Source organism: Streptomyces pallidus (ex Mingjun et al. 2026) (genome assembly GCF_051550185.1).
Lineage (GTDB): Bacteria > Actinomycetota > Actinomycetes > Streptomycetales > Streptomycetaceae > Streptomyces.
In genome coordinates this window covers 3,561,371-3,585,815 of sequence record NZ_CP196181.1, presented here as the reverse complement: position 1 = coordinate 3,585,815, position 24,445 = coordinate 3,561,371, and the positions used below count along the sequence as shown (strand labels likewise).

Genomic DNA, 24,445 nt, shown 5'->3' with positions numbered 1-24,445 from the left:
GTGCGGTCGGCGTCGTCCGTCTTCGAATCTACCTGCGAAAGGGGCCGGGACCCGCCGTAGGGGTCAGCCGGAGGCCTCCTCCTCGTCCTCGTCGGAGTCGGTCAGGACCGGAGAACCGTGGTGGGACCACAGGCGCCAGCCCCCGGATGTGCGTCGGAACACATTTGTCGCGACGACCAGCTGGCCGACGAGCGGGCCGAGCTCTCCGCCGTCCTCCGCGGGCCCTCCGCTGAGGATGTTCTCGGTGCAGGTGACCAGGGCCGTGTCGCCGATGACGGCGACCTTCGTGTCGGTCAGGAAGAACTGGATGTACTCGGTGTGGGACATGATCAGCGCGTACGAGCGGAGCACCTCGCCGCGGCCGCTGAGCACCGGCCAGCCCGGGTGGACGCAGGACACCTCGTCCTCCAGCCAGAGCGCCGACATGGCGTCGAAGTCGCCGCGCTCCATGGCCTCGTAGAAGGCCGTGTTGACCTGTTCGACGGCTTCGATGTCGGTACGGCTCACCGTGCCCCTCTCCTGGCAGTACGGGCCCCAGGTGCGGGCCGGGTCACCAAGCCCCTTCCACGGCGCGGGCCACCCGAACCGCGTCGGCCGTGGCGCGCACCTCGTGGACCCGGACGGCCCAGGCGCCCTGGTGGGCGGCGATGGCCGAGACGGCGGCGGTGGCGGCGTCGCGCTCGCGGGCCGGCGGCGGGGTGGCGTCGGCCCCGGCCAGGACCCGGCCGAGGAAGCGCTTGCGCGACGCGGCGACCAGCAGCGGGAAGCCGAGGGCCCGCAGCTCGGGGAGGTGGGCGACGAGGGCCAGGTCGTGGTCGGCCATCTTCGCGAAGCCGAGGCCGGGGTCGACGACGATCCGCTCGGGGGCGATGCCGCCGGCGACGACGGCGTCGATGCGGGTCCGCAGCTCGGCGGTGACCTCGGCGAGGACGTCGTCGTAGACGGCGAGGCGGTTCATGTCGGCGCTGAAGCCGCGCCAGTGCATCACGACGAAGGGCACTTCGGCGGCGGCGACGGCGGGGATCATGCCGGGGTCGGCGAGCCCGCCGCTGACGTCGTTGACCAGGGTCGCGCCGGCCTCGACGGCCCGGGCGGCGACCGAGGCGCGCATGGTGTCCACGGAGACGGTGACCCCTTCGGAGGCCAGCCCGCGGACCACGGGGACGACGCGGCGCAGCTCCTCCTCCTCGTCGACCCGGGTGGCGCCGGGCCGGGTGGACTCCCCGCCGACGTCGACGAGGTCGGCGCCCTGGGCTATGAGGTCGAGTCCGCGCTTGACGGCCGCGGTGGTGTCGAACCAGCGGCCGCCGTCCGAGAAGGAGTCGGGGGTGACGTTCACGACGCCCATGACCGCGCAGCGGTCCCAGTCCGGCAGGCCTGTGACCCGGCCCCTGCCGGCGGCCCCGTGCTTGTTGTTCATGGTCCCAGGGTAGGGCTGCCCCGGACCGGGCACGGCCCGGGCGGCGGGCTGCCGCCGCCCGGGGCCACGGCCGCCGCACAGCACGGAGCCCGGCGCCCCGGGTCATCCGGGGGCCGGGCTCCACGTGCGGGTCGGCGGCGTGACCGCCGGGCCTCAGGCCGCCTGGACCTCGCGGTCCGCCTGGGCGGGCACGGCGCTCAGCGGGGTGTGGGCGCAGGTGCGGACCGGCTTGGGCCGGCGGCGGGCGGCGAACAGCCGGGGCAGGGCCAGGGTGACGAAGCCCTCGGCCTGCATGGCGGCGAAGCCGATGCGGGGCAGGTCGCGGGTGGTGCGGAAGACGACGAAGCGGGGCTCCCAGCGGGGGCGGAACTTCGCGTTGAACTTGTACAGCGACTCGATCTGGAACCAGCGGGACAGGAAGACCAGCAGGTTGCGCCACATCCGCAGGACCGGGCCGGCGCCGATCTTCTCGCCGCGGGCGAGGGCGGAGCGGAACATCGCGAAGTTCAGCGAGACGTGCTCGATGCCCAGGCCCGGGGCGGCCTCCAGGGAGGCGACGATCAGCAGCTCGTTCATGCCGGGGTCGGCGCCGCGGTCACGGCGCATCAGCTCCAGGGACATGCCGTCCTTGCCCCACGGCACGAAGTGCTGGATGGCCTTGAGGTCGCCGTACGGGCTGGTGTCGCCCTCCTCGGTGCGGTGGGCGGTGGCGATGATGCAGTCGCCGTCCTCCGGGTCGCCGACGCGGCCCAGGGCCATGGAGAAGCCGCGCTCGGTGTCGGTGCCGCGCCAGGCCTCGGCGGCGCCGCGGACCTGCTCCAGTTCCTCCTCGGTCAGCTCGCTGACCCGGCGGACCTTGGTGGTGTAGCCGTTGCGCTCGATGCGCTTGACCATCTGGCGGACGTTGCGCATCGCGCGGCCGGTCAGGGAGAAGTCTTTGACGTCGACGATCGCCTCGTCGCCGAGTTCCAGGGCGTCCAGGCCGGTCTCGCGGGTCCAGACCTCGCCGCCGGTCTCGCTGCAGCCCATGACGGCCGGGGTCCAGGAGTGGGCCTTGGCCTCCTCCATGAACCGCTCGATGGCGCCGGGCCAGGCCTCGACGTCGCCGATCGGGTCGCCGGAGGCGAGCATCACGCCGGAGACGACGCGGTAGGTGACGGCGGCCTTGCCGCTGGGGGAGAAGACGACGGCCTTGTCGCGGCGGAGCGCGAAGTGGCCGAGGGAGTCGCGGGCACCGTGCTTGGCGAGCAGCTCGCGCAGCTTGGCCTCGTCGTCGGCGGTGAGCCGGGCGGCCGGGTGCTCGGGGCGGAAGGCGAGGTAGATGGTGGTGAGCGCGGTCAGCATGCCCAGCGCGCCGAGGGAGTAGCCGACGATCCAGTCCGCGCGGCCGCCGGAGTAGGCGATCGGGCCCTCGATGCCGACGAGCCCGTACAGGACGTGCGCGATCTGCTCGTAGAGGCCGGGGCGCCCCACCACCTTGTTCGGGTGGGCGTTGACGATGACCAGGCCGAGGCCGATCGAGCCGGCGCTCATCAGCACGAAGTTGGCCAGCGCCTTCCAGCGGCTGCGCGGGTCGGGCAGGGCCTTGAATTCACCCTGGTGGCGCAGCAGCAGGGCGAGCAGGGCGACGGCGATCACCACGCCGATGTAGGAGTGGCGGTACACGAACTGCGCGGCGGCGCCGACCGGCAGCAGGAAGACCGCAGCCCGCCAGGCGCGCCGCTTGCGGCGCTTGAGGCCGTGGGCGAGCAGGAACAGCAGGACGCCGGCGCAGATGGTGACCGCGGCCGCCATGGGCCGGGTCGAGCCGGGGATCACCTCCGCGACGGCGCGGAGCCTGCTGTGCTGGAAGCGCGGGAAGACACCCGCCGCAACGTCGAGGAGGCCGACGATCGTGACGGCCGTTCCCACCAGGCCGGGCACGGACTCCGGTCGTGGTCCGCGGAAGATTCGGCGTACCCCGCTCGGAACCTGTCCCGACTTATCGCCATCTATCCTGCTAGACATCGCTTCCCGTTGCTCCGCGAGAGATCAAGTGGCCGAAGGCCGCGACAGCCTCCGGGGTGTGGTGCGTCCACTAGGACGACATCGAGCGCGAGCGGGTTCACTCTTCCGTCGAGAAAAACTAGTCCTGCCACCAGAAAGTCGACTGACAGCTCATGGGTCTCACCAGTAATACGGTTCTGGCGATCGCCGTCGCTGCCGGTGTGCTGCTCTTTGCAGCCACGGTGTGGTTCTGGCCGCGGCTCTCGGGCCGCACCTGGCGTGCGGTGCTGGGCCGGATCGGCCTCCTGTTCGCGACGCAGCTGGCGGTGTTCTCGGCGGTCGGCCTGGCAGCGAACCAGTCCTTCTCCTTCTACGGTTCGTGGGCGGACCTGTTCGGCCAGGAGACCTCGGTCGGCAAGGTGGTCGACCACTCGATGAGCAGCAAGGACATCAAGGTCGTCGACAAGCAGAAGCTGGAGGTACCCGGCGGGGCCCAGCCCCAGGTCGGCGGCCAGATCCTGAAGGTGTCCATAACCGGCGAGAAGTCGAAGATAACGAGCCCCGGTTACGTGTGGCTGCCGCCGGAGTACTTCCAGCCGCAGCACAAGGACAAGAACTTCCCGGCCTCGATCGTGCTGACCGGCTACCCGGGCACCGCGGAGAACCTGATCAAAGGGCTGAACTACCCGATGACGGCCTTCAAGCAGGTGAAGGCCGGCAAGATGAAGCCGATGATCCTGGTCATGCTGCGCCCGACCATCGCGCCGCCGCGCGACACCGAGTGCGTGGACATCCCCGGTGGTCCGCAGACCGAGACCTTCTTCGCGAAGGACCTGCCGCAGGCCATCCAGAGCACCTTCCGGGTGGGCAAGAAGGCCGAGAACATGGGCTTCATCGGCAACTCCACCGGCGGTTACTGCGCCCTGAAGATCGCCGCGCACCACCCGCAGACCTTCGGTGCCGCCGCGGGTCTGTCCGCGTACTTCGACGCCGCGAACGACGCCACGACCGGCAACCTGTTCCAGGGCGACGACGTCCTGAAGAAGCGCGCCGACATCCTGTACAGCATGGAGCACAAGAAGCCGGCCGGTACGTCGTTCCTGGTCACCAGCAGTGAGAAGGGCGAGCCGAACATCACGGACACCCGCAAGTTCATCAAGCTGGTCAAGGGGCCGGACCGGGTCTCCTCGATCATCCTCGACAGCGGCGGCCACAACTTCAACACCTGGCGCCGCGAGATCCCGCCGATGCTGGCGTGGATGAGCAACCGCATCCAGGCCTGACGGCCTGGCGCCGAACGACCTGCGACGACCCGCGTGGCCGGCCCCTAAGGGCCGGCCGCACGCGTTTTCCGGCCGGGCAACCGGCCCGGCAGAGCGGGTCGGGCGGGTCGGGCGGGTCGGGTGGGTCGGGCGGGTCAGGCCGCGTCGGCGTCCTCCGCCCCGGCCCGCCGCAGCGCCCGGTGCACCGCCTGCGGGGTCAGGACGCCGACCAGCGCCCCGGATCCCGGGTCGGTGACCCCGATGCGGCCCGAGTCCTCCTGGAGCAGCACGGCCAGCGCCTCGCGCAGGCTGGCGCCCAGGGCCACCGAGACGGCCGGTTCCGTGCCGTCGGCCGGCGCGAGGTCGGCGGCCCCGACGGGGGTGACCGCCAGCCGCTTGAGCCCGCGGTCCGCGCCGACGAAGGAGGCGACGTACGGGGTGGCGGGGGAGCCCAGCACGGCGGCGGGGCGGTCGAACTGCTCGATGGTTCCGCTCCCGTAGACGGCGATGCGGTCGCCGAGCCGGACGGCCTCGTCCAGGTCGTGGGTGACCAGCAGGATCGTCTTGCGGACCGTCTTCTGCAGCGTCAGGAACTCGTTCTGCAGGCGCTCGCGCACCACCGGGTCCACCGCGCCGAACGGCTCGTCCATCAGCAGCACCGGCGGATCGGCGGCGAGCGCACGGGCCACGCCGACGCGCTGGCGCTGCCCGCCGGACAGCTGGTGCGGGTAGCGGCCGCCGTACACGGCCGGGTCCAGGCCGACCAGTTCGAGGAGCTCGGCCGCCCTGGCCCGGGCCGCCGCCCGGGGGGTGCCGACGAGCTGCGGCACGGTCGCGGTGTTCTCCAGCACCGTCTTGTGCGGGAACAGCCCGACCTGCTGGATGACGTAGCCGATGCGGCGGCGCAGCTCGACCGGATCGGCCTGCGCGATGTCCTCCCCGCCGAGCAGGATCCGGCCGGAGGTCGGCTCGATGAGCCGGTTGACCATCTTCATCGTGGTGGTCTTCCCGCAGCCGGACGGGCCCACCAGCGTGACCAGTTCGCCCTCCGCCACCTCGAAGGACAGGTCCTCGACGGCCGTGGTTCCGTCGGGGTAGCGCTTGGTCACATGCTCGAATCGGATCACACCGCCATCCTTACCTACCCGCGGCCCCGGATGTGTGACGGGAGTATTACCCCGGTGCGAATGATTCCGGCCCTCGGGCCCGCGGGGGGATATGGTCGCTCCTGGCTTCGAGTTTCGGACGGATGTGCGTACGGCGGCGGAAGGGGGTGACGGGATGGCCGGGCAGGACTGCCTGGTGGCGAACGACTGGATCTGCTGGGAGTACGTCACCTCCCGCTCCCCGGAGCTGACCGCCGCCACCCTCGAACACGTCTGGATCACCGCCGCCTCGGTCCTCATCGGCCTGGTGGTGGCCGTCCCGCTGGCGCTGCTGGCCCGCCGCGGCCGGCGCTGGGCGGCGCCCGTGCTGGGCCTGACGACCCTGCTCTACACGATCCCCTCCCTCGCCCTGTTCTCCCTGCTGCTGCCGCTGTTCGGGCTGTCCGCCTCGCTGGTGGTGACCGGACTGGTCCTGTACTCGCTGACCATCCTCGTCCGCAACGCGCTGGCCGGGCTGGAGGCCGTACCGGAGGAGGTGCGGGAGGCCGCGCGGGGCATGGGGTACGGGCCCGGGCGGCTGCTGTGGCAGGTCGAACTGCCGCTGGCGCTGCCGGCACTGCTCGCCGGCGTGCGGATCGCCACCGTCTCGACCGTGGCCCTGACCACCGTCGGCTCGATCGTCGGCAAGGGCGGTCTCGGCAACCTCATCGCGCCGGCCGTGAGCAGCTCCTTCAAGGCGCAGGTGCTGACCGCCTCCGTGCTGTGCGTGCTGCTCGCGCTGGTGGCGGACCTGCTGCTGCTCGGACTGCAGCGGCTGCTCACGCCGTGGACGCGCACGGCCACGGACCGGGGGGCGTAGGCGTGGGCGTCATGGGAGCGGCCTGGGACTGGCTGGCGGACGGTGCCAACTGGGCCGGCGAGAACGGGGTGTGGCACCGGCTCGCCGAGCACGTCTGCGTCAGCGCCATCGCGCTCGCCGTCGCCTGCGCGGGGGCCCTGCCGGTCGGGCTGTGGCTGGGCCACGTCGGCCGGGGCGGGGCGCTCGCGGTCAACGTCTCCAACGCGGGGCGGGCCGTACCGGTCTTCGCGGTGCTCGCCCTGTTCATGGTCTCGCCGCTGCGCAGCGCCGGCTACCTGCCCACGGTCGCCGCGCTGGTGCTGTTCGCCGTGCCGCCGCTGCTGACCAACGCGTACGTCGGCATGCGTGAGGTCGACCGGTCCGTGGTGGAGGCGGCCCGGGGCATGGGCATGTCCGGCGGCCAGCTGTTCCTACGGGTCGAACTGCCGCTCGCCCAGCCGCTGCTGATGACGGGGCTGCGCTCGGCCGCCGTCCAGGTCGTCGCCACGGCCACGATCGCGGCCATGGTCGGCCAGGGCGGCCTCGGCCGGATCATCACCGCAGGCTTCAACACGTACAACACGCCGCAGGTCGTCGCGGGCGCCCTGCTCGTGGCGGCGCTGGCCCTGCTCGTCGAGGGGGTCCTCGTGGCGGCGGAGCGGCTGCTGGCCCGGCCGGCGGCGCGCTGACCGCGGCCGGGGACCGGCCCGCCCCTTCCCGTTCACGTCCATCCAGTTGGAGGAGCACGACATGAGCAAGTCCACGCGGGCCCTGGCCGCGGCCCTCGCGGCGGCGGCCCTCGCCGCCTCCCTCACCGCGTGCGGCGGCGAGAGCCTGGAGCAGAGCAAGGAGGCCGGCGGGTCCGCGTCCGCGTCCGGGGACGGCGGCGCGGGCAAGGGGAGGCTGGTGATCGGCGCGGCCGGGTTCACCGAGTCCAACGTGCTGGCCGAGCTGTACGCGCAGGTGCTCCGGGACGCCGGCTACAACACCTCGATCACCACCGTCAACAACCGCGAGCTGTACGAGCCCTCCCTGGAGAAGGGCGAGATCGACGTCGTCCCGGAGTACGCGGCCACGCTCGCCGAGTTCCTCAACGCCAAGGTCAACGGTCCGAAGGCGCCCCAGGAGAAGCCGGTCGCGTCCAGCGACGCGGCGGCCACCGTGGCCGGGCTGGAGAAGCTGGCGGGGCCGCTCGGCCTGAAGGTCCTGCCGGCGGGCGCCGCGGTGGACCAGAACGCGTTCGCGGTGACCAAGGACTTCGCCGCGAAGAACAACCTCCGGACGCTGTCCGACCTCGGTCGGTCGGGACTGAAGGTGAAGATCGCGGCTGGCGACGAATGCGCCGTGCGGCCCTTCTGCGCGCCGGGCCTGAAGGCCACGTACGGCATCGACGTCTCCGGGATCGACCCGAAGGGCGTCGGCACCCCGCAGGCCAAGCAGGCCGTCAAGGACGGCGTCGACCAGCTGGTCCTCACCACGACCACGGACGCCACCCTGGACAGCTTCGGACTGGTCCTGTTGGAGGACGACAAGAAGCTCCAGAACGCCGACAACGTCCTGCCGGTGGTCAACGCCAAGGACGCCGGGGCCCCGGAGGTCGCGGCCGCGCTGGACAAGCTGACCAAGGTCCTCACCACTGCTGACCTGGTCGAGCTGAACGGCCGGATCGACGCCCGGCGCGAGAAGCCGGCGGACGCCGCGAAGGCCTATCTGAAGGCCAAGGGCCTGATCGGCGGGTGAGCGGCCGCCGGGGCGGGGGGACGAGCGGGTAACCGCCCGGGAACAGATTGCCGGGCAGCCATCCCAACCGGCCCCCACGCCCTGTAAATTTCTGGCCATGCCCCGAGGACGCCACCGCAATCCCGAACCCCTGCACCGGCTGCTCACCCCCACGGCCGTGGCCGGTGTTTCCCTCACCAGCGCGACCGTGGCCTGGCTGCTCGCGGATCCCGTGGCGCTGAGGCTCCTCGTGGCGCTGGCCGCGGCCGCGGGTGTCGCGAGCGCCGCGGTCATGCGCACCTGGGACCGCGCCGCCGGGCGGCGGGTCGCGGAGCTGGCGCGCGAACGCGTCAAGGACGAGTGGAAGACCGACGAGCGCATAGCCGAGCTGGAGTCCGACCTCGAAGAGGCCCGGGTCCTGCGGTCCAAGCTCGACGCCAAGCTGCGGGCCAAGCGGGTCGAACTCGCCGGTCTGCGGGGAGAGCACGCGGCGCTGCTGCGCCGGTACGCGACCGCCGAGACCGAGCGCGCGAGCGCCCTGGAGGGCCGCCGGCTGCTGGCCATCGAGGCGTCCACGGCCCCGGCGGCGGCCGGCCCGGCGAAGGAGCTGCCGCCGGTCAGCGAGGAGCGCACGTCCAGCGGAGCGCCCACCACGCTCGGCTACGCCCGGGCCCACGCGGCCCTCAGCGCCCTGGTCCGCAGGGCCGAGACCGACCCGGCCGGCCCGCAGGGCCCCGGCGGACCGGGCGCTGCGGCCCCGCGGGGCGCCGAGCCGCGGCCCGCGGAGCTCCCGTCCGGGCAGGGGCAGGCCGCGTCCGCCGCCGGAGCCCGGTCCGCCACCGGCACGCAGTCCCCCGGCATCGACACCGGCGCGCAGACCGCCGGCACCGGCTCCGCCCTTCCCGCACGCCGCGCCGCGGGGCCGGTGGCCCCGTACCAGGCCGCGCGCCGCCCGGCCTCCCGCACGGTCGGCGGCTTCGACTTCTTCGGCACGAAGGGCCCCGGCGCCGAGCGGGCGCGCGAGGTGATCGAGTCGGTCCAGCACGAGGACCTGGCCGACGTGGTCGGCGAGGAGGCCCTGGCCGTCCACAAGGCGGAGGCGGAGGCGGAGGCGGACCGGACCGCCGCGCCGGAGCCGGCGCCGCAGGCCTCGTCGGAGTCCGCTGCGGCCGTCGCCCGGCCGGGCGAGGAGGGCCAGGTCATCGACCTGACCGAGCACGACGAGACCGAGCCGATCGACGTGGTCCGGCTGCGCAGCGCGATCTCCTAGCGCCGCAGCCGTCAGGCGGAGTTGCGCAGGGACTGGACCGTGCGCGCCAGTTCCGGCTCCGCACCGGCCGTGTTCAGGGCGGAGCTGAGCACCTCGGCGTAGGTCGAGCGCGCGGCCTCGTAGCGCTGCCGTCCCTCCGCGGTGATGACGGCGTACACCCCGCGCTTGTCGTCGGGGCACAGGTCCTTGTACGCGTAGCCCGCCGCGTCCAACCGGCCCACCAGGCGGGTCACCGAACTCTGGCCGAGCCCGACGCAGTCCGCGAGCTCCTGCATGCGCAGTTCCCCGTCGCCGGCCCGGGACAGCTCCTCCAGCGCCCGGTACTCCGAGAGCCCCATGCCGTGCCGGCGCTGGAGGGCCCGGCCCAGCAGCCGTTCGACGCGGGCGTGCAGGGCGAGGACCCGGTCCCACATCGCGCGGTCGGACGCGGCGGGCGGGGCGCCCGAAGGTGTCGTCATGGCGGGAAATCCCCTCGGCTGACGGTGCATTGACAACAAGATACTTGCTCAAGCAAGCTTATCGCGCCGCCGATCATCCCCACCAGGGCCGATTGCGGCTCCGTAATTGATGCACGTACAAGCAACTACTTGGGAGGTTCTGTGTCCGTCGCCGCCTCTGTTCCTGCCCCCGCCCCCGCCGCCGGCTCCAAGGCCTGGGCCTGGCTGCTCCTCTCGTCCCTCTTCGAGATCACCTTCGCCCTGGGCACCGAGGCCACCGACGGGTTCACCCGGCTCGGGCCCTCCCTGCTGACGGCCGCCGCCGCGGCCGCCGGCATCTACACCCTGTCCCAGGCGCTCAGGACCATCGACGTCGGCGTCGGCTACACCGTCTGGACCGGGATCGGCGCCGTCGGCACGGTCGTCCTCGGCACCGTCGTCTACGGCGAATCACTGACCGTGTGGAAGGTGCTCGCCTTCGTCCTCGTCATCGGCGGCGTCCTCGGCCTGCGGATCTCGGACGCCCTCGCGGCCAGGAAGGCCGCCGCCTGACCACCGCACGTCCCCCCGTCCCCGCCGCCCTCCCCCGGAAGGAAACCCGCCATGACCTGGGTCTACCTCGGCATCGCCATCCTCTTCGAGATCGCCTTCGCCCTCGGCACCAACGCCACCAAGGGCTTCACCCGCCTCTGGCCGTCCATGCTCACCCTGGGCGCCGCCGCCGGCGGGATCTACACCCTCTCGCTGGCCCTGCGGGAGCTGGACGTCAGCGTCGGCTACACCATCTGGACCGGTCTCGGCGGCGTCGGCACCGTCGTGTTCGGCGCGGTGCTCTTCAAGGAGAAGATCACCCCCGCCCGCCTGCTCTCCTTCGCCTCGATCATCGGCGGCGCCCTCCTGCTCCGCCTGACCTCGGTCTGAGCCGCCCGCCGCGCCCCGGCTCAGGGGTACGCGAGCACCATGCACACGGCCGCGGCCTCCAGCAGCAGCTGCACCCCCAGGGCGGCCCGCCCGAGCGCCGGCCGGGCCGCCGCCACCACCACGAAGGCGACCAGCGCGGCGCAGGCCGACGCCAGGAACGGGGCGAAGGGGAAGGGCGCGCAGCCGCCGTACATCAGGCACTCGCCGCCCCGCGGCGTGGCCAGCAGCGCCACCTTCGCCAGGAACAGCACGGGCAGGAACAGGACGAGGGCGATGCCGGAGCCCCGCCGGATCCGCTTCGAGGCGATGTCCTGCGGGGAGGCCGGGACGGCCGGCTGGTGGTACCAGGTCATGGCGCCATCCTCTCCGGCCCGGCCGGACCGGGGATCCGTACGGCTACCCGGTTCCGCGGCCCGGAGTACTCAGGGCAGGGCCCTCAGAACCCCGGAGTACTCAGGGCAGGGCCCTCAGAACAGCGGGAGTTGGCCCGGTGCGTCCGGCAGGACGAAGCCGTCCAGCGTGGGCGCGGACGCGCCGAGGACCACCCGGGCCCGGGAGCCGGGGCAGGACACCAGCCCGCTGCGCTCGCGCCCGGCGGGCGGATCGTGCCGGGCGATCCGGCCGGCGGTCACGGCGCAGTCGCGCCCGCATGCGGGACAGGCTCGTCGGGGGGAATGCGCCATCCCCCCAGTGTGCCCTCCGGCACCGACAACGCCCCCGCCGGGCCCTGCCGGGTCGTGCCGGGGACGCCTCCGGCCACGGCACTAGGACCCAGCCCCGGCCTCCGCCCCGGTCCCGGACCGGTCCGCGCGGGCGGCCAGCCATGCCGCGTGGGCCCGGCCCACCCGGTCCCACAGGGCCTGCCGGTCCTCCTGCGTCAGGTCGTCGAGCGCCCGCTCGAACAGCCCGCCCACCACTGACCAGAACTCCCCGGGCGTCTCCAGGATCCGCTCGGTGGTCCCCTTCTCCGGGTCGATCCGGCTGAGCACCCGCCCCCGCAGCGTGTCGATGCCGTGCGCGTCGCGCCGCAGCATGGCGAAGGTGCGTACGAAGCCCGAGTCCTCGGAGGTCGACAGCCGGGCGTGCTCGGCCTCGAAGTCGGCCGTCGCGGCCGGCGCCGCGGCGAAGTTGACCACCGGGCACGGTCCCGCGTCGTTGAGGTACCGCCAGCCGGGCTCGTCCCCCTCCAGCGGGGCCAGCCCGTACGTGAACGCCCCCTGCCGGTACGTCCCCACCCGCAGCGGCAGCGGCTCGTGGGGGCCGTCGCCCAGCCCGGCGTCGACGAAGTACTCCTCGCCGTCCACCCGCACGGTCAGCGCCAGGTGGTCCCCGCTGACGTCGTGCCGGTCACGGTCCGCCGGACCGAGGACGCCCGCCCGGTGCCGGGTCACGTCGTACCCGAGGGACTCCAGCAGCAGGGCGAAGGCGCCGTTGAGGTGGAAGCAGTACCCGCCGCGGCCGTCGGCGAAGCGGCGCACCGACAGCGCGGGATCGATTCCCGCAGGCCGGCCGAGCTGGATGTCGACGTTCTCGTACGGGACGCGCTCCAGATGGGCCCGTTGGAGCGCGAAGAGCGCATCGGTGGTGGGCGGCGGCGGCTCCGTGAAGCCGAGCCGCCGCAGGTATCCGTCGTAACCGTCGCATATGCCAAGGGTGGTCATTCCCGCACCCTAGGCGCTGACGGCCCTTGTTTTCCCGTGACTTGTCCGTCCGCGACTACTTGTCGATGTCGCCGACGACGAAGAACAGCGAGCCGAGGATCGCCACCATGTCCGCGACGAGCGTGCCGGGCAGCAGCACCGACAGCGCCTGGATGTTGTTGTAGGAGGCCGAGCGCAGCTTCAGCCGGTACGGGGTCTTCTCGCCCTTGGAGACCAGGTAGTAGCCGTTGATGCCGAGCGGGTTCTCTGTCCAGGCGTACGTGGCTCCCTCGGGCGCCTTGAGGACCTTCGGCAGGCGCTGGTTGACCGGGCCGGGCGGCAGCCCGTCCATCCGGTCCAGGCAGGCGTCGGCGAGGTCGAGGGAGTTGTGGGTCTGGTCCAGCAGGCACTCGAAGCGGGCCAGGCAGTCGCCCTCGGACCGGGTGACCACCTTCAGCACGTCCTGGAGCTCGCCGTAGGCGAGGTACGGCTCGTCGCGGCGCAGGTCGAAGTCGACGCCGGAGGCGCGGGCGATCGGGCCGGAGACCCCGTACGCGTGCACCGCCTCGGCGGACAGGACGCCGACGCCGCGGGTGCGGCCCCGGAAGATCTCGTTGCCGTGGACCAGCTTGTCGTACACGTCCATCCGGCTGCGGACGTCGGCGATCGCGGCGCGGGCCCGGCCGAGCCAGCCCGCCGGCAGGTCCTCCTTGAGGCCGCCGACGCGGTTGAACATGTAGTGCATGCGGCCGCCGGAGATCTCCTCCATGACGGCCTGGAGTTCCTCGCGCTCGCGGAACGCGTGGAAGATCGGGGTGATCCCACCCAGTTCGAGGGGGTAGGACCCCAGGAACATCAGGTGGTTCAGCACCCGGTTCAGCTCGGCGAGCAGGGTCCGCATCCACACGGCCCGCTCGGGGACCTCCATGCCGAGCATCCGCTCGACGGCCATGACCACGCCGAGCTCGTTGGAGAACGCCGACAGCCAGTCGTGGCGGTTGGCGAGCATGACGATCTGCCGGTAGTCGCGGGCCTCGAAGAGCTTCTCGGCGCCGCGGTGCATGTAGCCGACCACCGGTTCGGCGCTCACGATGCGCTCGCCGTCCAGGACGAGGCGCAGGCGCAGCACGCCGTGCGTGGAAGGGTGCTGCGGTCCGATGTTGAGCACCATGTCGGTGCTCTCCGCCGCGCCGCCGATGCCGACCGTGGTCTCCGTCATGCGGGCATTCTCGCAGCCCGGCGCGTGATCTCGTCCTCTGGTCCCACGGGACGGACCCCGGTGCGCCCTAGGGTGGTGGCATGGACACGGGAACGGGAACGGGGACCGGGACGGCCGGGGCGCCGACGGACGGGCCCGGGCCCGACTGGGTGGGCCTCCCGGGCGGGCTGCTCACGCTGCGCAGGCTGCTGCTGGTGGTGTGGATGCTGCTGCTCGCGGGCGTGACGGCGCTGGCGCTGTGGCTGCTGGCCGGCCCGGCCTGGGCGGCGGCCGGGGCGTTCTGGCTCGCGGTCCTCGGCTGGGGCTGGTGGCTGCTCGCACGCAACTGGCGGTCCTGGCGGTACGCCGAGCGCGCCGACGACCTGCTGATCAGCCGGGGCGTGCTCTGGCACGAGCAGACCGTGGTCCCGTACGGGAGGATGCAGCTGGTCGAGGTCACCTCGGGGCCGCTGGAACGGCGCTTCGGGCTCGCCTCCGTCCAACTGCACACGGCGGCCGCGGCGAGCGACGCGAAGATCCCGGGCCTGCTGCCGGCCGAGGCCGAGCGGCTGCGGGACCGGCTCACCGCGCTCGGCGAGGCAAGGTCGGCGGGTCTGTGACCGCCGAGCCCGCGGAGTCCGGAGCCGTCCCGTCCGACTCCGACTCCGCGATCGCCGTGCCCGCGGCGCCCGGCCCGGCCGTCGAACGGCGGCTGCACGTGCTCACCCCGCTGCGCCGCGCCTGGGTGCCGATCGCCGGCACCGCCGGCGTGGTGGTCCAGCAGGGCGAGCAGCTGGCCGAGTGGGTCGAGGACCTCACCCCCGCCGTGCGGGCCGCGGTGGTGGCCGGCCTCGTCGTCGTCTTCACCGTGTACGGGTTCCTGAGCTGGTGGTCCACCCACTACTCGGTCACCGACACCGAGCTGCGCATCCGCAGCGGCCTGGTCTTCCGGCGCACCGCGCACATCCGCCTGGACCGGATCCAGGCCGTGGACGTCACCCGCCCGCTGCTGGCCCGGATCGCGGGCGTCGCCAAGCTCCGGCTCGACGTCATCGGCACCGAGGCCAAGGACGAGCTGGCCTTCCTCGACGAGCGCGAGGCCGTGGCGCTGCGCGCCGAGCTGCTCGCGCTGGCGGCCGGTTTCGCCCCCGAGGAGGCGGCTGCGGTGGGCGAGGCCCCCAAGCAGGAGCTGCTGCGGGTGCAGCCCCGCGACCTCGCGGTGTCGCTCGCCCTCACCCTGGGCGCCTGGGCGGCGGTCCCCGCGGCGGTGCTCGCGCCGCTGGTCGTGTGGTGGTTCAGCGGGAGCGTCTGGGCGACCCTCGGCATCCTGGTGCCGTTCCTCGGCGGCATCTGGGCGGGCACGGCCGGCCGTTTCATGGAGGAGTACGACTGGCGGGTCGCCGAGTCCCCGGACGGGCTGCGCATCGACCACGGGCTGCTGGACCGGGCCCACGAGACCGTGCCGCCGGGGCGGGTGCAGGCCGTGCGGCTCGTCGAGCCGCTGCTGTGGCGGCGGCGGGGCTGGGTCCGGGTGGAGCTGTCGGTGGCCGGCTCGAAGAACGGCGTCCTGATCCCGGTGGCCTCCCGGGCGGCCGCCCGGGAGGTGATCGCCCGGGTGCTGCCGGGTGTGGACCCCCAGGCCCTGGACTTCCGCCCGTCCCCGCGGGGGCGGGCGCGCTGGGTGGTCCCCGTGTGGTGGAAGGGGTACGGGCTGGCCGTCTCGGCAGAGGTGTTCGCGGCCCGGCGCGGGCTGCTGTGCCGGCGCACCGAGCTGGTCCCGCACGCGAAGGTGCAGAGCGTCCGGCTCACCCGGGGCCCCTGGGAGCGGGCCCGCGGTGTGGCCGACGTCAGCGTGGACACCGGCGCGAACACCACGGTCACGGCCCGGCTGCGGGCCGCGGACGAGGCCGCGGCCCTGCTGGCCGCCCAGGCGGACCGCTCCCGTACCTCCCGCGCGGACGCCCGCCCGGACCGCTGGATGACCTGAGCCGCCCGGACGTCGACTGCCCGGCCGGGGCCGACGGGCCGGGGCGCCTAGTGCTGTGACCGGGAACGTTTGCCGGGTCGGGTGGTCAGGCTGCGGTTGGTAGTGGTCTGCCGCCCCAGCGGAGGCCTTTCTCGCTTCGGATGCGGGCGCGTTCGCGTCGTTGTGCGGCGAGGACGTCGGGGTGGCGGGCGTTCTGGTTGCGCCAGCGCAGGTAGGCGTGCAGGGACCGGGTCTGGACGGTGTGGTTCGGATGGTTGGAGTTGGCCAGGGTGAACTGCCGCAGCGGCCCGAAGTGGGCCTCGATGGGGTTCGCCCAGGACGCGTAGGTCGGCGTGAAGCACAGCTCGACCTTGTTTCGGTCCGCCCACCTGCGGATTTTCCAGTTCAGGTGGGCGGAGAGGTTGTCGAGGATCACGTAGATCGGGGCGCCGTCCGGGCGGGCGGCCCGGATCGATCGCAGGGCGGCCCAGGTGTGGTCGATGCCTTTGCGCCTGCGGTTGATGCCCCACAGTTTGTCGTCGCCGACCGAGTAGCAGCCGTGGAAGTAGGTGATGCCGTGGGTGCGGCGGAAGGTGGCCGGCAGCCGGTCGGGCCGGCCCTGCTTCTTCCAGCAGGATCCGGCGGTCGGACGGATGCCGAGGGGGCCGAACTCGTCGAAGGCGAACGTGCGGTCGGGACGCTTGTTGACCGCGTATTCGATCCGGGCCAGCTTGGCGTCGAAGGCCGGGTCCGGGGACTCCTTCCAGGTCTTCGTGCGCTGGAAGGAGATCCCCCGGCGGGCCAGCAGGCAGCGCAGGGCTTCCCGGCCGATCCGGACGGGCCGGGAGATGTTGCGCCGCAGGTGATCGGCGAGTTTGCGGACCGACCAGCGGGTGAAGGGCTTGCCCAGCGCGGTCGGGCGGGTGGTGGCCGTCTGGACGACGAAGTCCTCGTCGTCACGATTCAGCAGGCGGGGACGGCCTCCCGCCCACCGAGGGTCCAGGCATGCGAGCCCGATCTCGTTGAAGCGGTGGATCACGTCGCGGACGGTGTCCTCGTCCGCCTGGACCAGCCGCGCGATCACCGGGACCGTGCTGCCGCCAGCGGAGGCCAGCAGCATCATCGCCCGCCTGAACCGCACCGAGCTGGTGCTGCCCCGCCGAACGATGTGCTGAAGCTTCTGCCCCTCCTGCTCGGTTAGCCCGCGGACCCTGACCGGTAACGCCATCCCGCCTCCCCATGCCAGTCGAAGTCGTCACATCCGACCAGCACAACGAGCAACCCGGCAAACGTTCCCGGTCACAGCACTAGTGCTGTGACCGGAAAGGTTCACCGCCTCGCGACGCTCCCCCAGCTACCGCTGGGAGGTGCCCCCAGGCACGGCACCTCGCCGCGTTGTCGGACCGCGCAAGTACGTCCAGTACGAGCCGCGGCCCTCCGCCTTGCGATGCACCGCACCGGACGCCGCGAGCCGGCAAACCTTTCCGGCCACAGCACTAGGCGGTCCCGGCCCCGCCGCCCGCCCGGACCAGCCCGGACTCGTACGCGAGGACGACGACCTGCACCCGGTCGCGCAGGCTCAGCTTGGTCAGGATGCGGCCCACGTGCGTCTTGACGGTGGCCTCCGACAGCACCAGCCGGCCCGCGATCTCACCGTTCGACAGGCCCTGCGCCACCAGCAGCATGACCTCCCGTTCGCGCTCGGTCAGCCGCTCGATCTCCTTGTTCTGCGGCTCCGTGGCGCCGGTCGGCAGCATGGGCGCGAACCGGTCCAGCAGCCGCCGGGTCGTCGAGGGGGCCACGACGGCGTCGCCGCTGTGCACGGAGCGGATCGCGGCCAGCAGCTCGGACGGCGGGACGTCCTTGAGCATGAAGCCGCTCGCGCCCGCCTTGAGCCCGGAGAAGGCGTACTCGTCGAGGTCGAAGGTGGTCAGGATGATCACCTTGGGGTGTTCGGGGCGTTCGCAGATCCGGCGGGTGGCCTCGACCCCGTCCAGCCGGGGCATGCGGACGTCCATCAGCACCACGTCCACCTTCGTGGACCGCAGCACCTCCAGCGCCTCCAGGCCGTCGCCGGCCTCGGCGACCACCTCCATGTCCGGCTGGGCGGCGAGCACCATGCGGAAGCCCGTGCGCAGCAGCACCTGGTCGTCGACGAGCATGACCCTTACGGAATTCGCCGGCGTGGGCGCGTCAGAGGCAGTCATACGGCGAGCATACGCAGCGGCCGGGTCCACCGGACCGGTGGCCGGGGGCAGGTCAGCCCTTCTTCAGCGGGAGCAGCGCACTGATCCGGAAGCCGCCGCCGGGGCGCGGGCCCGCGTCCAGGGTGCCGCCGACCATGCCGACCCGCTCGCGCATGCCGATCATGCCGTGGCCGGCGCCGTCGGCGCCGCCGTCCTCGTACAGCTCGTGGGCCGCGCCGCGGCCGTCGTCCTCGACGAGCAGGCCGAGCCCGTCGTCGAAGTAGACCAGCCGGACGCTCGCCCTGGCGTCGGGGCCGCCGTGCTTGCGCGTGTTCGTCAGCGCCTCCTGCACGATCCGGTACGCGGTCAGCTCGACGCCGCTGGGCAGCTTGCGCGGGGCGCCCTCGACCTCGAAGTCCACCGAGAGGCCGGCCGCCCGGACCTGCTCGACGAGGACCTCGATCTGCTCCACGTCCGGCTGCGGCACGTAGTCCTCGGCCTCCTGCGGCTCCCCGGTGCGCAGCACGCCGAGCAGGCGGCGCATCTCCGCCAGTGCCTGGCGTCCGGTGCCGGAGATGGTCTGCAGGGCCTCCTTGGCCTGGTCCGGCGCCACGTCCATGACGTACGCCGCGCCGTCCGCCTGCACCACCATCACCGACACGTTGTGCGCGACGACGTCGTGCAGTTCGCGGGCGATCCGGGCGCGCTCGGCGGCCACGGCCACCTTGGCCTGGGCCTCGCGCTCCTTCTCCAGCCGCTGGTTCCGCTCGACGAGCTGGGCGTAGTAGGCGCGGCGGGTGCGCAGGGAGTCGCCGAGCACCCAGGCGAGGGCGAACGGGACCATGGCGAACAGGACGAACATGACGTTGTTGGTGGTGTCGCCCTTGTCGACGGGGAAGCGCAGCGCGTACAGCGGGGAGGCGGCCAGCCCGATGCCGAGCGCGGCGCGCGACAGGCTGCGCGGGAGCTCGGCCGAGGCGGCCACGGTGTACAGGACGACCAGCATGGCGAAGTCCGCGGTGTGCGACTCGACGCCGGCCAGCAGCTGGTAGGCGCCGGTGCCGACGGCCAGCCAGAACATCTGCCGCGTCCACCTGCGGCGCATGGCCACGACGACGCCCATCGCGAGCACGGAGACGACGGCGAGCAGCTTGGTGGCGGTGTCGTAGCTGCCCTTGTCGGCGACCTCCAGCAGGGCGCTCCCGCACAGGAGGACAGCCCAGAAGGTGTCGACGCCCGTCGGGTGTCTGCGGAGGAAGTCGTAGAGGCGCTGCACGTAACCCAGCGTAGGGAAAGAAGATAGGTGCTGGAGTCAACCACAGGTGCGATCCGTGATCCGGGGGCGTACTCCGCAAGGTGGAGGACGCGCTTAGCCTGTGGGGGATGAGCACTCAGGGCGGAACCAGGGGTCCGGTCGGCTGGCGCGCGGCGATGGAGGCCGCGCTGTACGGGCCCGGCGGCTTCTACGTACGCCCCGGCGGCCCGGGCCCCGCCGGGCACTTCCGCACCTCCGTGCACGCCTCGCCGCTGTACGCGGGGGCCGTGGCCCGGCTGCTGTGCCGGGTGGACGAGCAGCTCGGCGCCCCGGAGGGGCTGGACCTGGTCGACGTCGGGGCCGGGCGCGGGGAGATGCTGGCCGGGGTGCTCGCCGCACTGCCGGACCGGGTGGCCGCGCGGGTGCGCCCGTACGCGGTGGAGAAGGCGGAGCGGCCGCCGGGCCTGGACCCGCGGATCCGGTGGGCGGCCGAGCCGCCGGCGGGGGTCACGGGGCTGCTGTTCGCCAACGAGTGGCTGGACAACGTACCCCTGGACGTCGCGCAGGACGGGCGCTACGTGCTGGTCGCGCCGGACGGCACCGAGAGCCCGGGCGCCGCGCTGGACGACGCCGACCGGGTCTGGCTGGAGCGGTGGTGGCCGGGTCCGGGCCGGGCCGAGATCGGGCGGCCGCGGGACGAGGCCTGGGCGGCGGCCGTCGCCACCCTGGAGCGGGGGCTGGCGGTGGCAGTGGACTACGCCCACACCCGCGGGACGCGGCCGGCGTACGGCACGCTGACCGGCTTCCGGGAGGGCCGCGAGGTGGCCCCGGTCCCGGACGGCAGCTGCGACGTCACCGCGCACGTGGCCCTGGACGCCTGCGCGGGGCCGGGCGCGGTGCTGCTGACCCAGCGGGAGGCGCTGGCCGCGCTCGGCGTCTCGGGCGCCCGGCCCCCGCTCGCCCTGGCCTCCTCGGACCCGGTGGGCTACGTCCGGGCCCTCGCCGCGGCGGGGGAGGCGGCCGAGCTCACCGCGCGCGGCGGGCTGGGCGACTTCGGCTGGCTGGTGCAGCCGGTCGGCGTGGCCGCCTGGCCGGACTGACACGTGCCGGAGGGGCCGGCAGGGCCGGCCCCTCCGCTCCGCCCGCGGGCGGACGCTACTCGGTCACCTCACTGCCGTGGCCCGCGTGCAGGCCGCCGCTGCCCGAGCCGCCGCCGGTCGGCTGGGAGACCACTGGCTGCGACAGCGGTGCCAGGTCGTGGGCGTAGTGGCCCACCGCGTTCGCGATGACGTCCACGTTGATGTCCAGCGCCTTCTGGTCGATGTTCGACAGGTCGTCGCCCTTGGCGTGGTAGTTCGGGTCGTAGGCCTTGCCGGCCTCCCCGCCGAACTTCGCCGCCTGCGCGGCGGTCTTGATGCCCTCGGCGCCGGTGAAGGTGCCGCCGGCCGGGATGCCCGCCTCGATGAACGGCCCGTAGTCCGAGCGGCCGTCGAAGTCGGTGCCCTCGTGCGGGATGCCCTTCGCGTCGAGGAAGTCGGTGATCCCGCGCTCCAGCTGGGCGGAGCCCTCCGGGCCCGGACCGGCGCCGACGCCGTCGGAGTTGTCGCCGTCGTAGACGAAGTAGGCCGGGTTCGGCGAGGCGATCATGTCGAAGTTCAGGTACAGCTTGATCTGCTTCTTCTGCGCCTCGGTCAGACCGCCGACGTACGCCTCGGAGCCGAGCAGGCCGAACTCCTCGGCCGACCACCAGGCGAACCGCACCTTGTTCTTGACCTTCTTCTGGTCGCCCGCGAGGCGCTGCGCGACCTGGAGGATGCCGGCCGAGCCCGAGCCGTTGTCGTTGATGCCGGGCCCGCCCGCCACCGAGTCGAGGTGGGCGCCGAGGAAGACGGTGCTGTTCTCGTCGCCGCCCTGGGTCTCCGCGATGACGTTGAACGTCTTGCGCTGCTCGCGCAGTTCGCGGATGTCCAGGGTCACCTCGACCGGGCCGGCCGCGGCGTCGGCGACGAGCCGCTGGCCTTCGGCCTGGGTGATGCCGCCGGTCGGGATCTTGCCGACGTTCGGGTCGCCGAGGGTGCCGTTGAGGGCGCCGTCGGTGTTGTTGTAGATGACCGCCCCGACGGCGCCGGCCGCGGCCGCGTTGGTCTGCTTGGTGGCGAAGGTGCAGCCGCCGCGCTTGATCAGGGCGATCTTGCCGGTGAAGGTGCCCGCGGCGAAGTCGCCGGGCTCGCAGCCGTTGCTGCCGTCGGCGTCGACGGGCGCCGCGGCGACCTGTGCGGTGACGCCGGACTCGGGGCCGCTCGCGGTGTACGTCATCAGGTGGATCGGCACGTCGCGGCCGTTCGCCCCGTTGACCTTCAGGGTCTCGGCGATGGTCTCGACGTAGGTGAAGTCGAACTCGTTGCGCGAGACCTTGTAGCCGGCGTTCTTCAGCACCGCTTCGACGTACTGGGCGGACTGCACGTGGCCCTTGGAGCCGGCCACGCGCGTGCCGTTGTTGTAGTCGGCGATGGACTGAAGGACCTTCAGGTGGTTGTAGGCGCCTTTGCCGGTGGAGTCCTTGACCAGTTTCCTGGCCAGTGCGTCCGCCCGGGCCGCGTCGCTCTGGGGGCTGGTGGCGCCGGCCGGGCCGGCCAGCAGCAGCGGCGAGACGACGGCTGCGACGGCCAGGGCGGCGGTTGCTGCGGCTATACGGCGTGAGGGCATGAAGGTCCTTCCACGACAGGTGCGAGCAGACAGACGGGTGGCGATGCGCGGTACGTGGGGGGAGTGGTGGACGCACGTTATAGACGAGCGGGGTGATCTGGCCAGAGTTTTCACTGATTCCGGTTTGTGAATTCCGTATATCGGTGCTTCTGCGCAGCAGGGTTCCGGCCACCGCTAGCGCAGTATGCCCTCGATGAAGTCGGGTCCGATCCGGGCGACGACCCCCAGATCCAACTGGTGCTGGGCATACCGTCCCTGACGGCGCGTATGGAGCAGTCCCGCCTTCTTCAGCGCGGACAGGTGCCGCGACACCTCCGGCGGGGTGATCCCGTGCACGGTCGCCAACTCGCTCGTCGTGTACGGCGCGCGGGCCAGACTCCGGCACAGCATCATCCGCATCGGGTGGGCCAGTGCCTCCATCCGCCGCTGGAGCAGCTCCACCGAACCGGGGGACGGCAGTTCGGGGTTGCGCACCGGGTAGTGGACCACCGGTCGCCAGCCGGGGGCGTGCAGCACGAGCAGGTGCGGCCAGCCGAAGTGCGTCGGGACGAGCACGAGGCCGGCGCCTATCTCGGGATCGGTCGCGGTGGCCGTGCCGTGGACCATCTTGTCGACGGTGATGGTGGTGCGGGCCTCGTCGACGCTCAGGGCGGCCGAGACCTCCTTCAGCGCGGCGGCCAGTCCCCTGCGGCGCAGCACCTCGGTCTTGTGCCGGGCGTCCGCGGTCTGCTCGGGCTCGATCCGCCGCCAGGTCTCGTCGAAGAAGGCCTCGTGGCAGTCCTCCATGAGCCGGCGCATCCACACCCGTACGGCCGCGGTGTCGTCCAGCAGCCGCCGGGAGAACTCCAGCCGGCCGGGGCCGCGGGCGGCGGCCGTCTCCAGCACCTTGGCCCGGGCGCCGGCGTCGGTCAGCGGGGAGGGGCCGCCGCCCTCGTTGTACAGCGCCAGCCAGCAGTGCTCCAGGGCGGCCATCACGAACCGCTCGTCGTCCAGCTCGTCGAGCACGTCGAGCTCCTCGGCCAGGGTCGCGGCGGGCCGCCCGGTGCCGCCGGGGACGCCGGCGAAGGCCATGAAGATGTCGGCGAAGGAGCTCCGCCACATGAAGTCGCCCTCCAGCAGCCGGTCCGCGAGGCAGGGGTCGAGCCCGGCGGCGGTGGCGGCGGTCCAGGAGGCGAGCCCGGGGTGGTGGGCGGGCTGGGAGAGCGCGTGCAGGGTCATGCAGAGTTCGGCGAGCGGCGAGGGGGCGAAGGCGATCTTCTCGTCGGGGAGCCCGGCGATGTCGATGGTGACGCTCATCGGGCCATTCTGGCCTCCGCCGGGCCCGATCCGGCCGCGCCGCGGCCACCGGCGCGGCGCGCGGTCGGCGGCTGTCCCCCGGAGGGCGGCGGACCGGGCTGCACTGCTGGTCAGGGCGTCGATTGACCGGCATCGTCAATCGACGAGCGGCCGGCCGCCCCAGGGCCCAGGGTGGAGGTATGACAGCGATCGAGCAGTACCTCATCGACACGTACCGGGCGTCCCAGCAGGGCGCCCCCATGCCCCCGCCGCCGGGCCGCGACGACGTCGCCGTGGTGCGGGCGGCCCGGAGCTACGAACAGTTCCGGGCCGTACTGGACGGACGGGCGGCACACCACCCGTGGCGGGCCGCCGTCCGCCGCCTGCTGAGCCGCCCCCGGCCCTGCTGACGGCGGGACCGGGCGGGCGGTCGGCCGCTCGGCGGCCGGCTCAGGAGAAGTTCGGCGCGTTGCGCTCGTAGACCAGGCGCAGCCCGATCAGCGTCAGCCACGGCTCGTGGTCGTCGATCACCGAGGACTCGCCGAGCACCATCGGCGCCAGCCCGCCCGTGGCGATGACCCGGACGTCGCCGGGATCGCCGTGCGGGCCCGCCAGCTCCCGGGCCATGCGGGTGACGACCCCGTCGACCTGGCCCGCGAAGCCGTACACCACGCCCGACTGCATCGCCTCGACCGTGGACTTGCCGATCACGTGCCGCGGCCGGGCCAGTTCGATCTTGCGGAGCTGGGCCCCGCGCACGCCCAGGGCCTCCATCGAGATCTCTATGCCCGGGGCGATCACCCCGCCCACGTACTCGCCCTTCGCGGACACCGCGTCGAAGGTGGTCGCCGTACCGAGGTCGACCACGATCGCGGGGCCCCCGTAGAGCTCGACCACCGCGACCGCGTTCACGATGCGGTCCGCGCCGACCTCCTTCGGGTTGTCCATGAGGATCGGCACGCCGGTCTTCGTGCCGGGCTCCACGATCACCGCGGGGACGTCGCCGTAGTAGCGGCGGGTCACCTCGCGGAGCTCGTGCAGGACCGCCGGGACCGTCGAGCAGATCGCGATGCCGTGGATGCCGTCGCCCAGCTCGCTGCCGAGCATCGGGTGCGTGCCCATCAGGCCCTGCATCAGGACGGCCATCTCGTCGGCCGTGCGGCGCGGGTCGGTGGAGATGCGCCAGTGTTCGACGATCTCGTCACCGTCGAACAGGCCCAGCACGGTGTGGGTGTTGCCGACGTCGATGGTGAGCAGCAC

26 protein-coding genes are annotated in these 24,445 nt (G+C 72.9%); 11 read left to right on the top strand and 15 right to left on the bottom strand.

Annotated elements, in window-relative coordinates:
* Positions 1–63 precede the first annotated feature (63 nt).
* The 3 genes from ACSHWO_RS15630 to ACSHWO_RS15620 form a co-directional block, all read right to left on the bottom strand.
* The gene (locus tag ACSHWO_RS15630; protein WP_361096565.1) at positions 64–507 is read right to left on the bottom strand and encodes a nuclear transport factor 2 family protein; all 444 of its coding nucleotides are present in this window, start codon (positions 505–507) and stop codon (positions 64–66) included.
* A gap of 43 nt (positions 508–550) precedes the next feature.
* Positions 551–1,420 carry a dihydropteroate synthase gene (gene folP, locus ACSHWO_RS15625; RefSeq protein ID WP_361096568.1) on the bottom strand — a complete coding sequence of 290 codons (870 nt, stop codon included), beginning with the start codon at positions 1,418–1,420 and terminating at the stop codon, positions 551–553.
* Positions 1,421–1,573: 153 nt separating this feature from the next.
* Positions 1,574–3,427, bottom strand: a complete 1,854-nt coding sequence (locus ACSHWO_RS15620) for a phosphatidylglycerol lysyltransferase domain-containing protein (RefSeq protein ID WP_438312502.1) — start codon at positions 3,425–3,427, stop codon at positions 1,574–1,576.
* Between the two features lie 152 nt (positions 3,428–3,579).
* On the opposite strand from ACSHWO_RS15620, the gene ACSHWO_RS15615 reads away from it, so the two are divergent.
* Positions 3,580–4,689: an alpha/beta hydrolase gene (locus ACSHWO_RS15615; RefSeq protein ID WP_361096574.1), complete on the top strand. Its 1,110-nt coding sequence runs from the start codon at positions 3,580–3,582 to the stop codon at positions 4,687–4,689.
* Between the two features lie 134 nt (positions 4,690–4,823).
* Here ACSHWO_RS15615 and ACSHWO_RS15610 read toward each other — a convergent pair whose 3' ends face one another.
* Positions 4,824–5,795, bottom strand: coding sequence for an ABC transporter ATP-binding protein (locus ACSHWO_RS15610; RefSeq protein WP_438312500.1), 972 nt, complete (start codon positions 5,793–5,795; stop codon positions 4,824–4,826).
* A gap of 154 nt (positions 5,796–5,949) precedes the next feature.
* Between ACSHWO_RS15610 and ACSHWO_RS15605 the strand changes: the two genes are divergently transcribed.
* The 4 genes from ACSHWO_RS15605 to ACSHWO_RS15590 all read left to right on the top strand — a co-directional run bounded on the left by ACSHWO_RS15605 (position 5,950) and on the right by ACSHWO_RS15590 (position 9,601).
* On the top strand, positions 5,950–6,633 hold the full coding sequence (locus tag ACSHWO_RS15605; RefSeq protein WP_361096580.1) for an ABC transporter permease: 684 nt from the start codon (positions 5,950–5,952) through the stop codon (positions 6,631–6,633).
* Between the two features lie 2 nt (positions 6,634–6,635).
* Positions 6,636–7,301: an ABC transporter permease gene (locus ACSHWO_RS15600; protein ID WP_438312497.1), complete on the top strand. Its 666-nt coding sequence runs from the start codon at positions 6,636–6,638 to the stop codon at positions 7,299–7,301.
* Positions 7,302–7,362: 61 nt separating this feature from the next.
* Positions 7,363–8,352, top strand: coding sequence for an ABC transporter substrate-binding protein (locus ACSHWO_RS15595; protein WP_385842619.1), 990 nt, complete (start codon positions 7,363–7,365; stop codon positions 8,350–8,352).
* Between the two features lie 97 nt (positions 8,353–8,449).
* A complete protein-coding gene (locus ACSHWO_RS15590) occupies positions 8,450–9,601 on the top strand; it encodes a hypothetical protein (RefSeq protein WP_438312495.1) in 1,152 nt (383 codons plus the stop codon).
* A gap of 11 nt (positions 9,602–9,612) precedes the next feature.
* On the opposite strand, the gene ACSHWO_RS15585 is transcribed toward ACSHWO_RS15590, so the two are convergent.
* Complete coding sequence (locus ACSHWO_RS15585) at positions 9,613–10,059, bottom strand: MarR family winged helix-turn-helix transcriptional regulator (protein WP_385842627.1); 447 nt, start codon at positions 10,057–10,059, stop codon at positions 9,613–9,615.
* A 129-nt stretch (positions 10,060–10,188) separates the two neighbouring features.
* On the opposite strand from ACSHWO_RS15585, the gene ACSHWO_RS15580 reads away from it, so the two are divergent.
* Both ACSHWO_RS15580 and ACSHWO_RS15575 read left to right on the top strand, forming a co-directional pair.
* Positions 10,189–10,590 (top strand): DMT family transporter, encoded by a 402-nt coding sequence (locus ACSHWO_RS15580; RefSeq protein WP_438312492.1) that lies wholly within the window; start codon positions 10,189–10,191, stop codon positions 10,588–10,590.
* Between the two features lie 51 nt (positions 10,591–10,641).
* The gene (locus tag ACSHWO_RS15575) at positions 10,642–10,959 is read left to right on the top strand and encodes a DMT family transporter (RefSeq protein ID WP_438312490.1); all 318 of its coding nucleotides are present in this window, start codon (positions 10,642–10,644) and stop codon (positions 10,957–10,959) included.
* 20 nt (positions 10,960–10,979) lie between these two features.
* On the opposite strand, the gene ACSHWO_RS15570 is transcribed toward ACSHWO_RS15575, so the two are convergent.
* The 4 genes from ACSHWO_RS15570 to ACSHWO_RS15555 all read right to left on the bottom strand — a co-directional run bounded on the left by ACSHWO_RS15570 (position 10,980) and on the right by ACSHWO_RS15555 (position 13,818).
* Entirely contained in the window at positions 10,980–11,312 is a 333-nt protein-coding gene (locus ACSHWO_RS15570; RefSeq protein ID WP_438312488.1) for a hypothetical protein, read from the bottom strand.
* A gap of 114 nt (positions 11,313–11,426) precedes the next feature.
* Complete coding sequence (locus tag ACSHWO_RS15565; RefSeq protein WP_404242220.1) at positions 11,427–11,642, bottom strand: hypothetical protein; 216 nt, start codon at positions 11,640–11,642, stop codon at positions 11,427–11,429.
* An 81-nt stretch (positions 11,643–11,723) separates the two neighbouring features.
* Positions 11,724–12,620, bottom strand: coding sequence for an arylamine N-acetyltransferase family protein (locus tag ACSHWO_RS15560; protein ID WP_361096608.1), 897 nt, complete (start codon positions 12,618–12,620; stop codon positions 11,724–11,726).
* A gap of 55 nt (positions 12,621–12,675) precedes the next feature.
* Positions 12,676–13,818, bottom strand: a complete 1,143-nt coding sequence (locus tag ACSHWO_RS15555; RefSeq protein WP_361096611.1) for an NADH-quinone oxidoreductase subunit D — start codon at positions 13,816–13,818, stop codon at positions 12,676–12,678.
* Between the two features lie 80 nt (positions 13,819–13,898).
* On the opposite strand from ACSHWO_RS15555, the gene ACSHWO_RS15550 reads away from it, so the two are divergent.
* A complete protein-coding gene (locus ACSHWO_RS15550; protein WP_438312485.1) occupies positions 13,899–14,417 on the top strand; it encodes a PH domain-containing protein in 519 nt (172 codons plus the stop codon).
* On the top strand, positions 14,414–15,784 hold the full coding sequence (locus tag ACSHWO_RS15545; protein ID WP_438312483.1) for a PH domain-containing protein: 1,371 nt from the start codon (positions 14,414–14,416) through the stop codon (positions 15,782–15,784). Before ACSHWO_RS15550 ends, ACSHWO_RS15545 begins: the two co-directional genes overlap by 4 nt.
* 85 nt (positions 15,785–15,869) lie before the next feature.
* Here the strand turns inward: ACSHWO_RS15545 and ACSHWO_RS15540 are convergent, their stop codons facing one another.
* The 3 genes from ACSHWO_RS15540 to ACSHWO_RS15530 form a co-directional block, all read right to left on the bottom strand.
* Positions 15,870–16,991 (bottom strand): IS630 family transposase, encoded by a 1,122-nt coding sequence (locus tag ACSHWO_RS15540; RefSeq protein WP_438310239.1) that lies wholly within the window; start codon positions 16,989–16,991, stop codon positions 15,870–15,872.
* Positions 16,992–17,259: 268 nt separating this feature from the next.
* Positions 17,260–17,970 (bottom strand): response regulator transcription factor, encoded by a 711-nt coding sequence (locus ACSHWO_RS15535; protein ID WP_361096617.1) that lies wholly within the window; start codon positions 17,968–17,970, stop codon positions 17,260–17,262.
* Between the two features lie 52 nt (positions 17,971–18,022).
* Positions 18,023–19,225 (bottom strand): sensor histidine kinase, encoded by a 1,203-nt coding sequence (locus tag ACSHWO_RS15530; protein ID WP_438312481.1) that lies wholly within the window; start codon positions 19,223–19,225, stop codon positions 18,023–18,025.
* A gap of 107 nt (positions 19,226–19,332) precedes the next feature.
* Between ACSHWO_RS15530 and ACSHWO_RS15525 the strand changes: the two genes are divergently transcribed.
* On the top strand, positions 19,333–20,304 hold the full coding sequence (locus tag ACSHWO_RS15525) for an SAM-dependent methyltransferase (RefSeq protein WP_438312478.1): 972 nt from the start codon (positions 19,333–19,335) through the stop codon (positions 20,302–20,304).
* A 55-nt stretch (positions 20,305–20,359) separates the two neighbouring features.
* Here ACSHWO_RS15525 and ACSHWO_RS15520 read toward each other — a convergent pair whose 3' ends face one another.
* The gene (locus ACSHWO_RS15520; protein ID WP_438312476.1) at positions 20,360–21,910 is read right to left on the bottom strand and encodes a M28 family metallopeptidase; all 1,551 of its coding nucleotides are present in this window, start codon (positions 21,908–21,910) and stop codon (positions 20,360–20,362) included.
* Positions 21,911–22,084: 174 nt separating this feature from the next.
* Positions 22,085–23,206, bottom strand: a complete 1,122-nt coding sequence (locus ACSHWO_RS15515) for a DUF5937 family protein (RefSeq protein ID WP_438312474.1) — start codon at positions 23,204–23,206, stop codon at positions 22,085–22,087.
* Between the two features lie 179 nt (positions 23,207–23,385).
* Here ACSHWO_RS15515 and ACSHWO_RS15510 point away from each other — a divergent pair, with 179 nt between their 5' ends.
* Positions 23,386–23,595: a hypothetical protein gene (locus tag ACSHWO_RS15510; protein ID WP_361096632.1), complete on the top strand. Its 210-nt coding sequence runs from the start codon at positions 23,386–23,388 to the stop codon at positions 23,593–23,595.
* A 40-nt stretch (positions 23,596–23,635) separates the two neighbouring features.
* Here ACSHWO_RS15510 and ACSHWO_RS15505 read toward each other — a convergent pair whose 3' ends face one another.
* Positions 23,636–24,445 (bottom strand): type III pantothenate kinase, encoded by an 810-nt coding sequence (locus ACSHWO_RS15505; RefSeq protein WP_361096635.1) that lies wholly within the window; start codon positions 24,443–24,445, stop codon positions 23,636–23,638.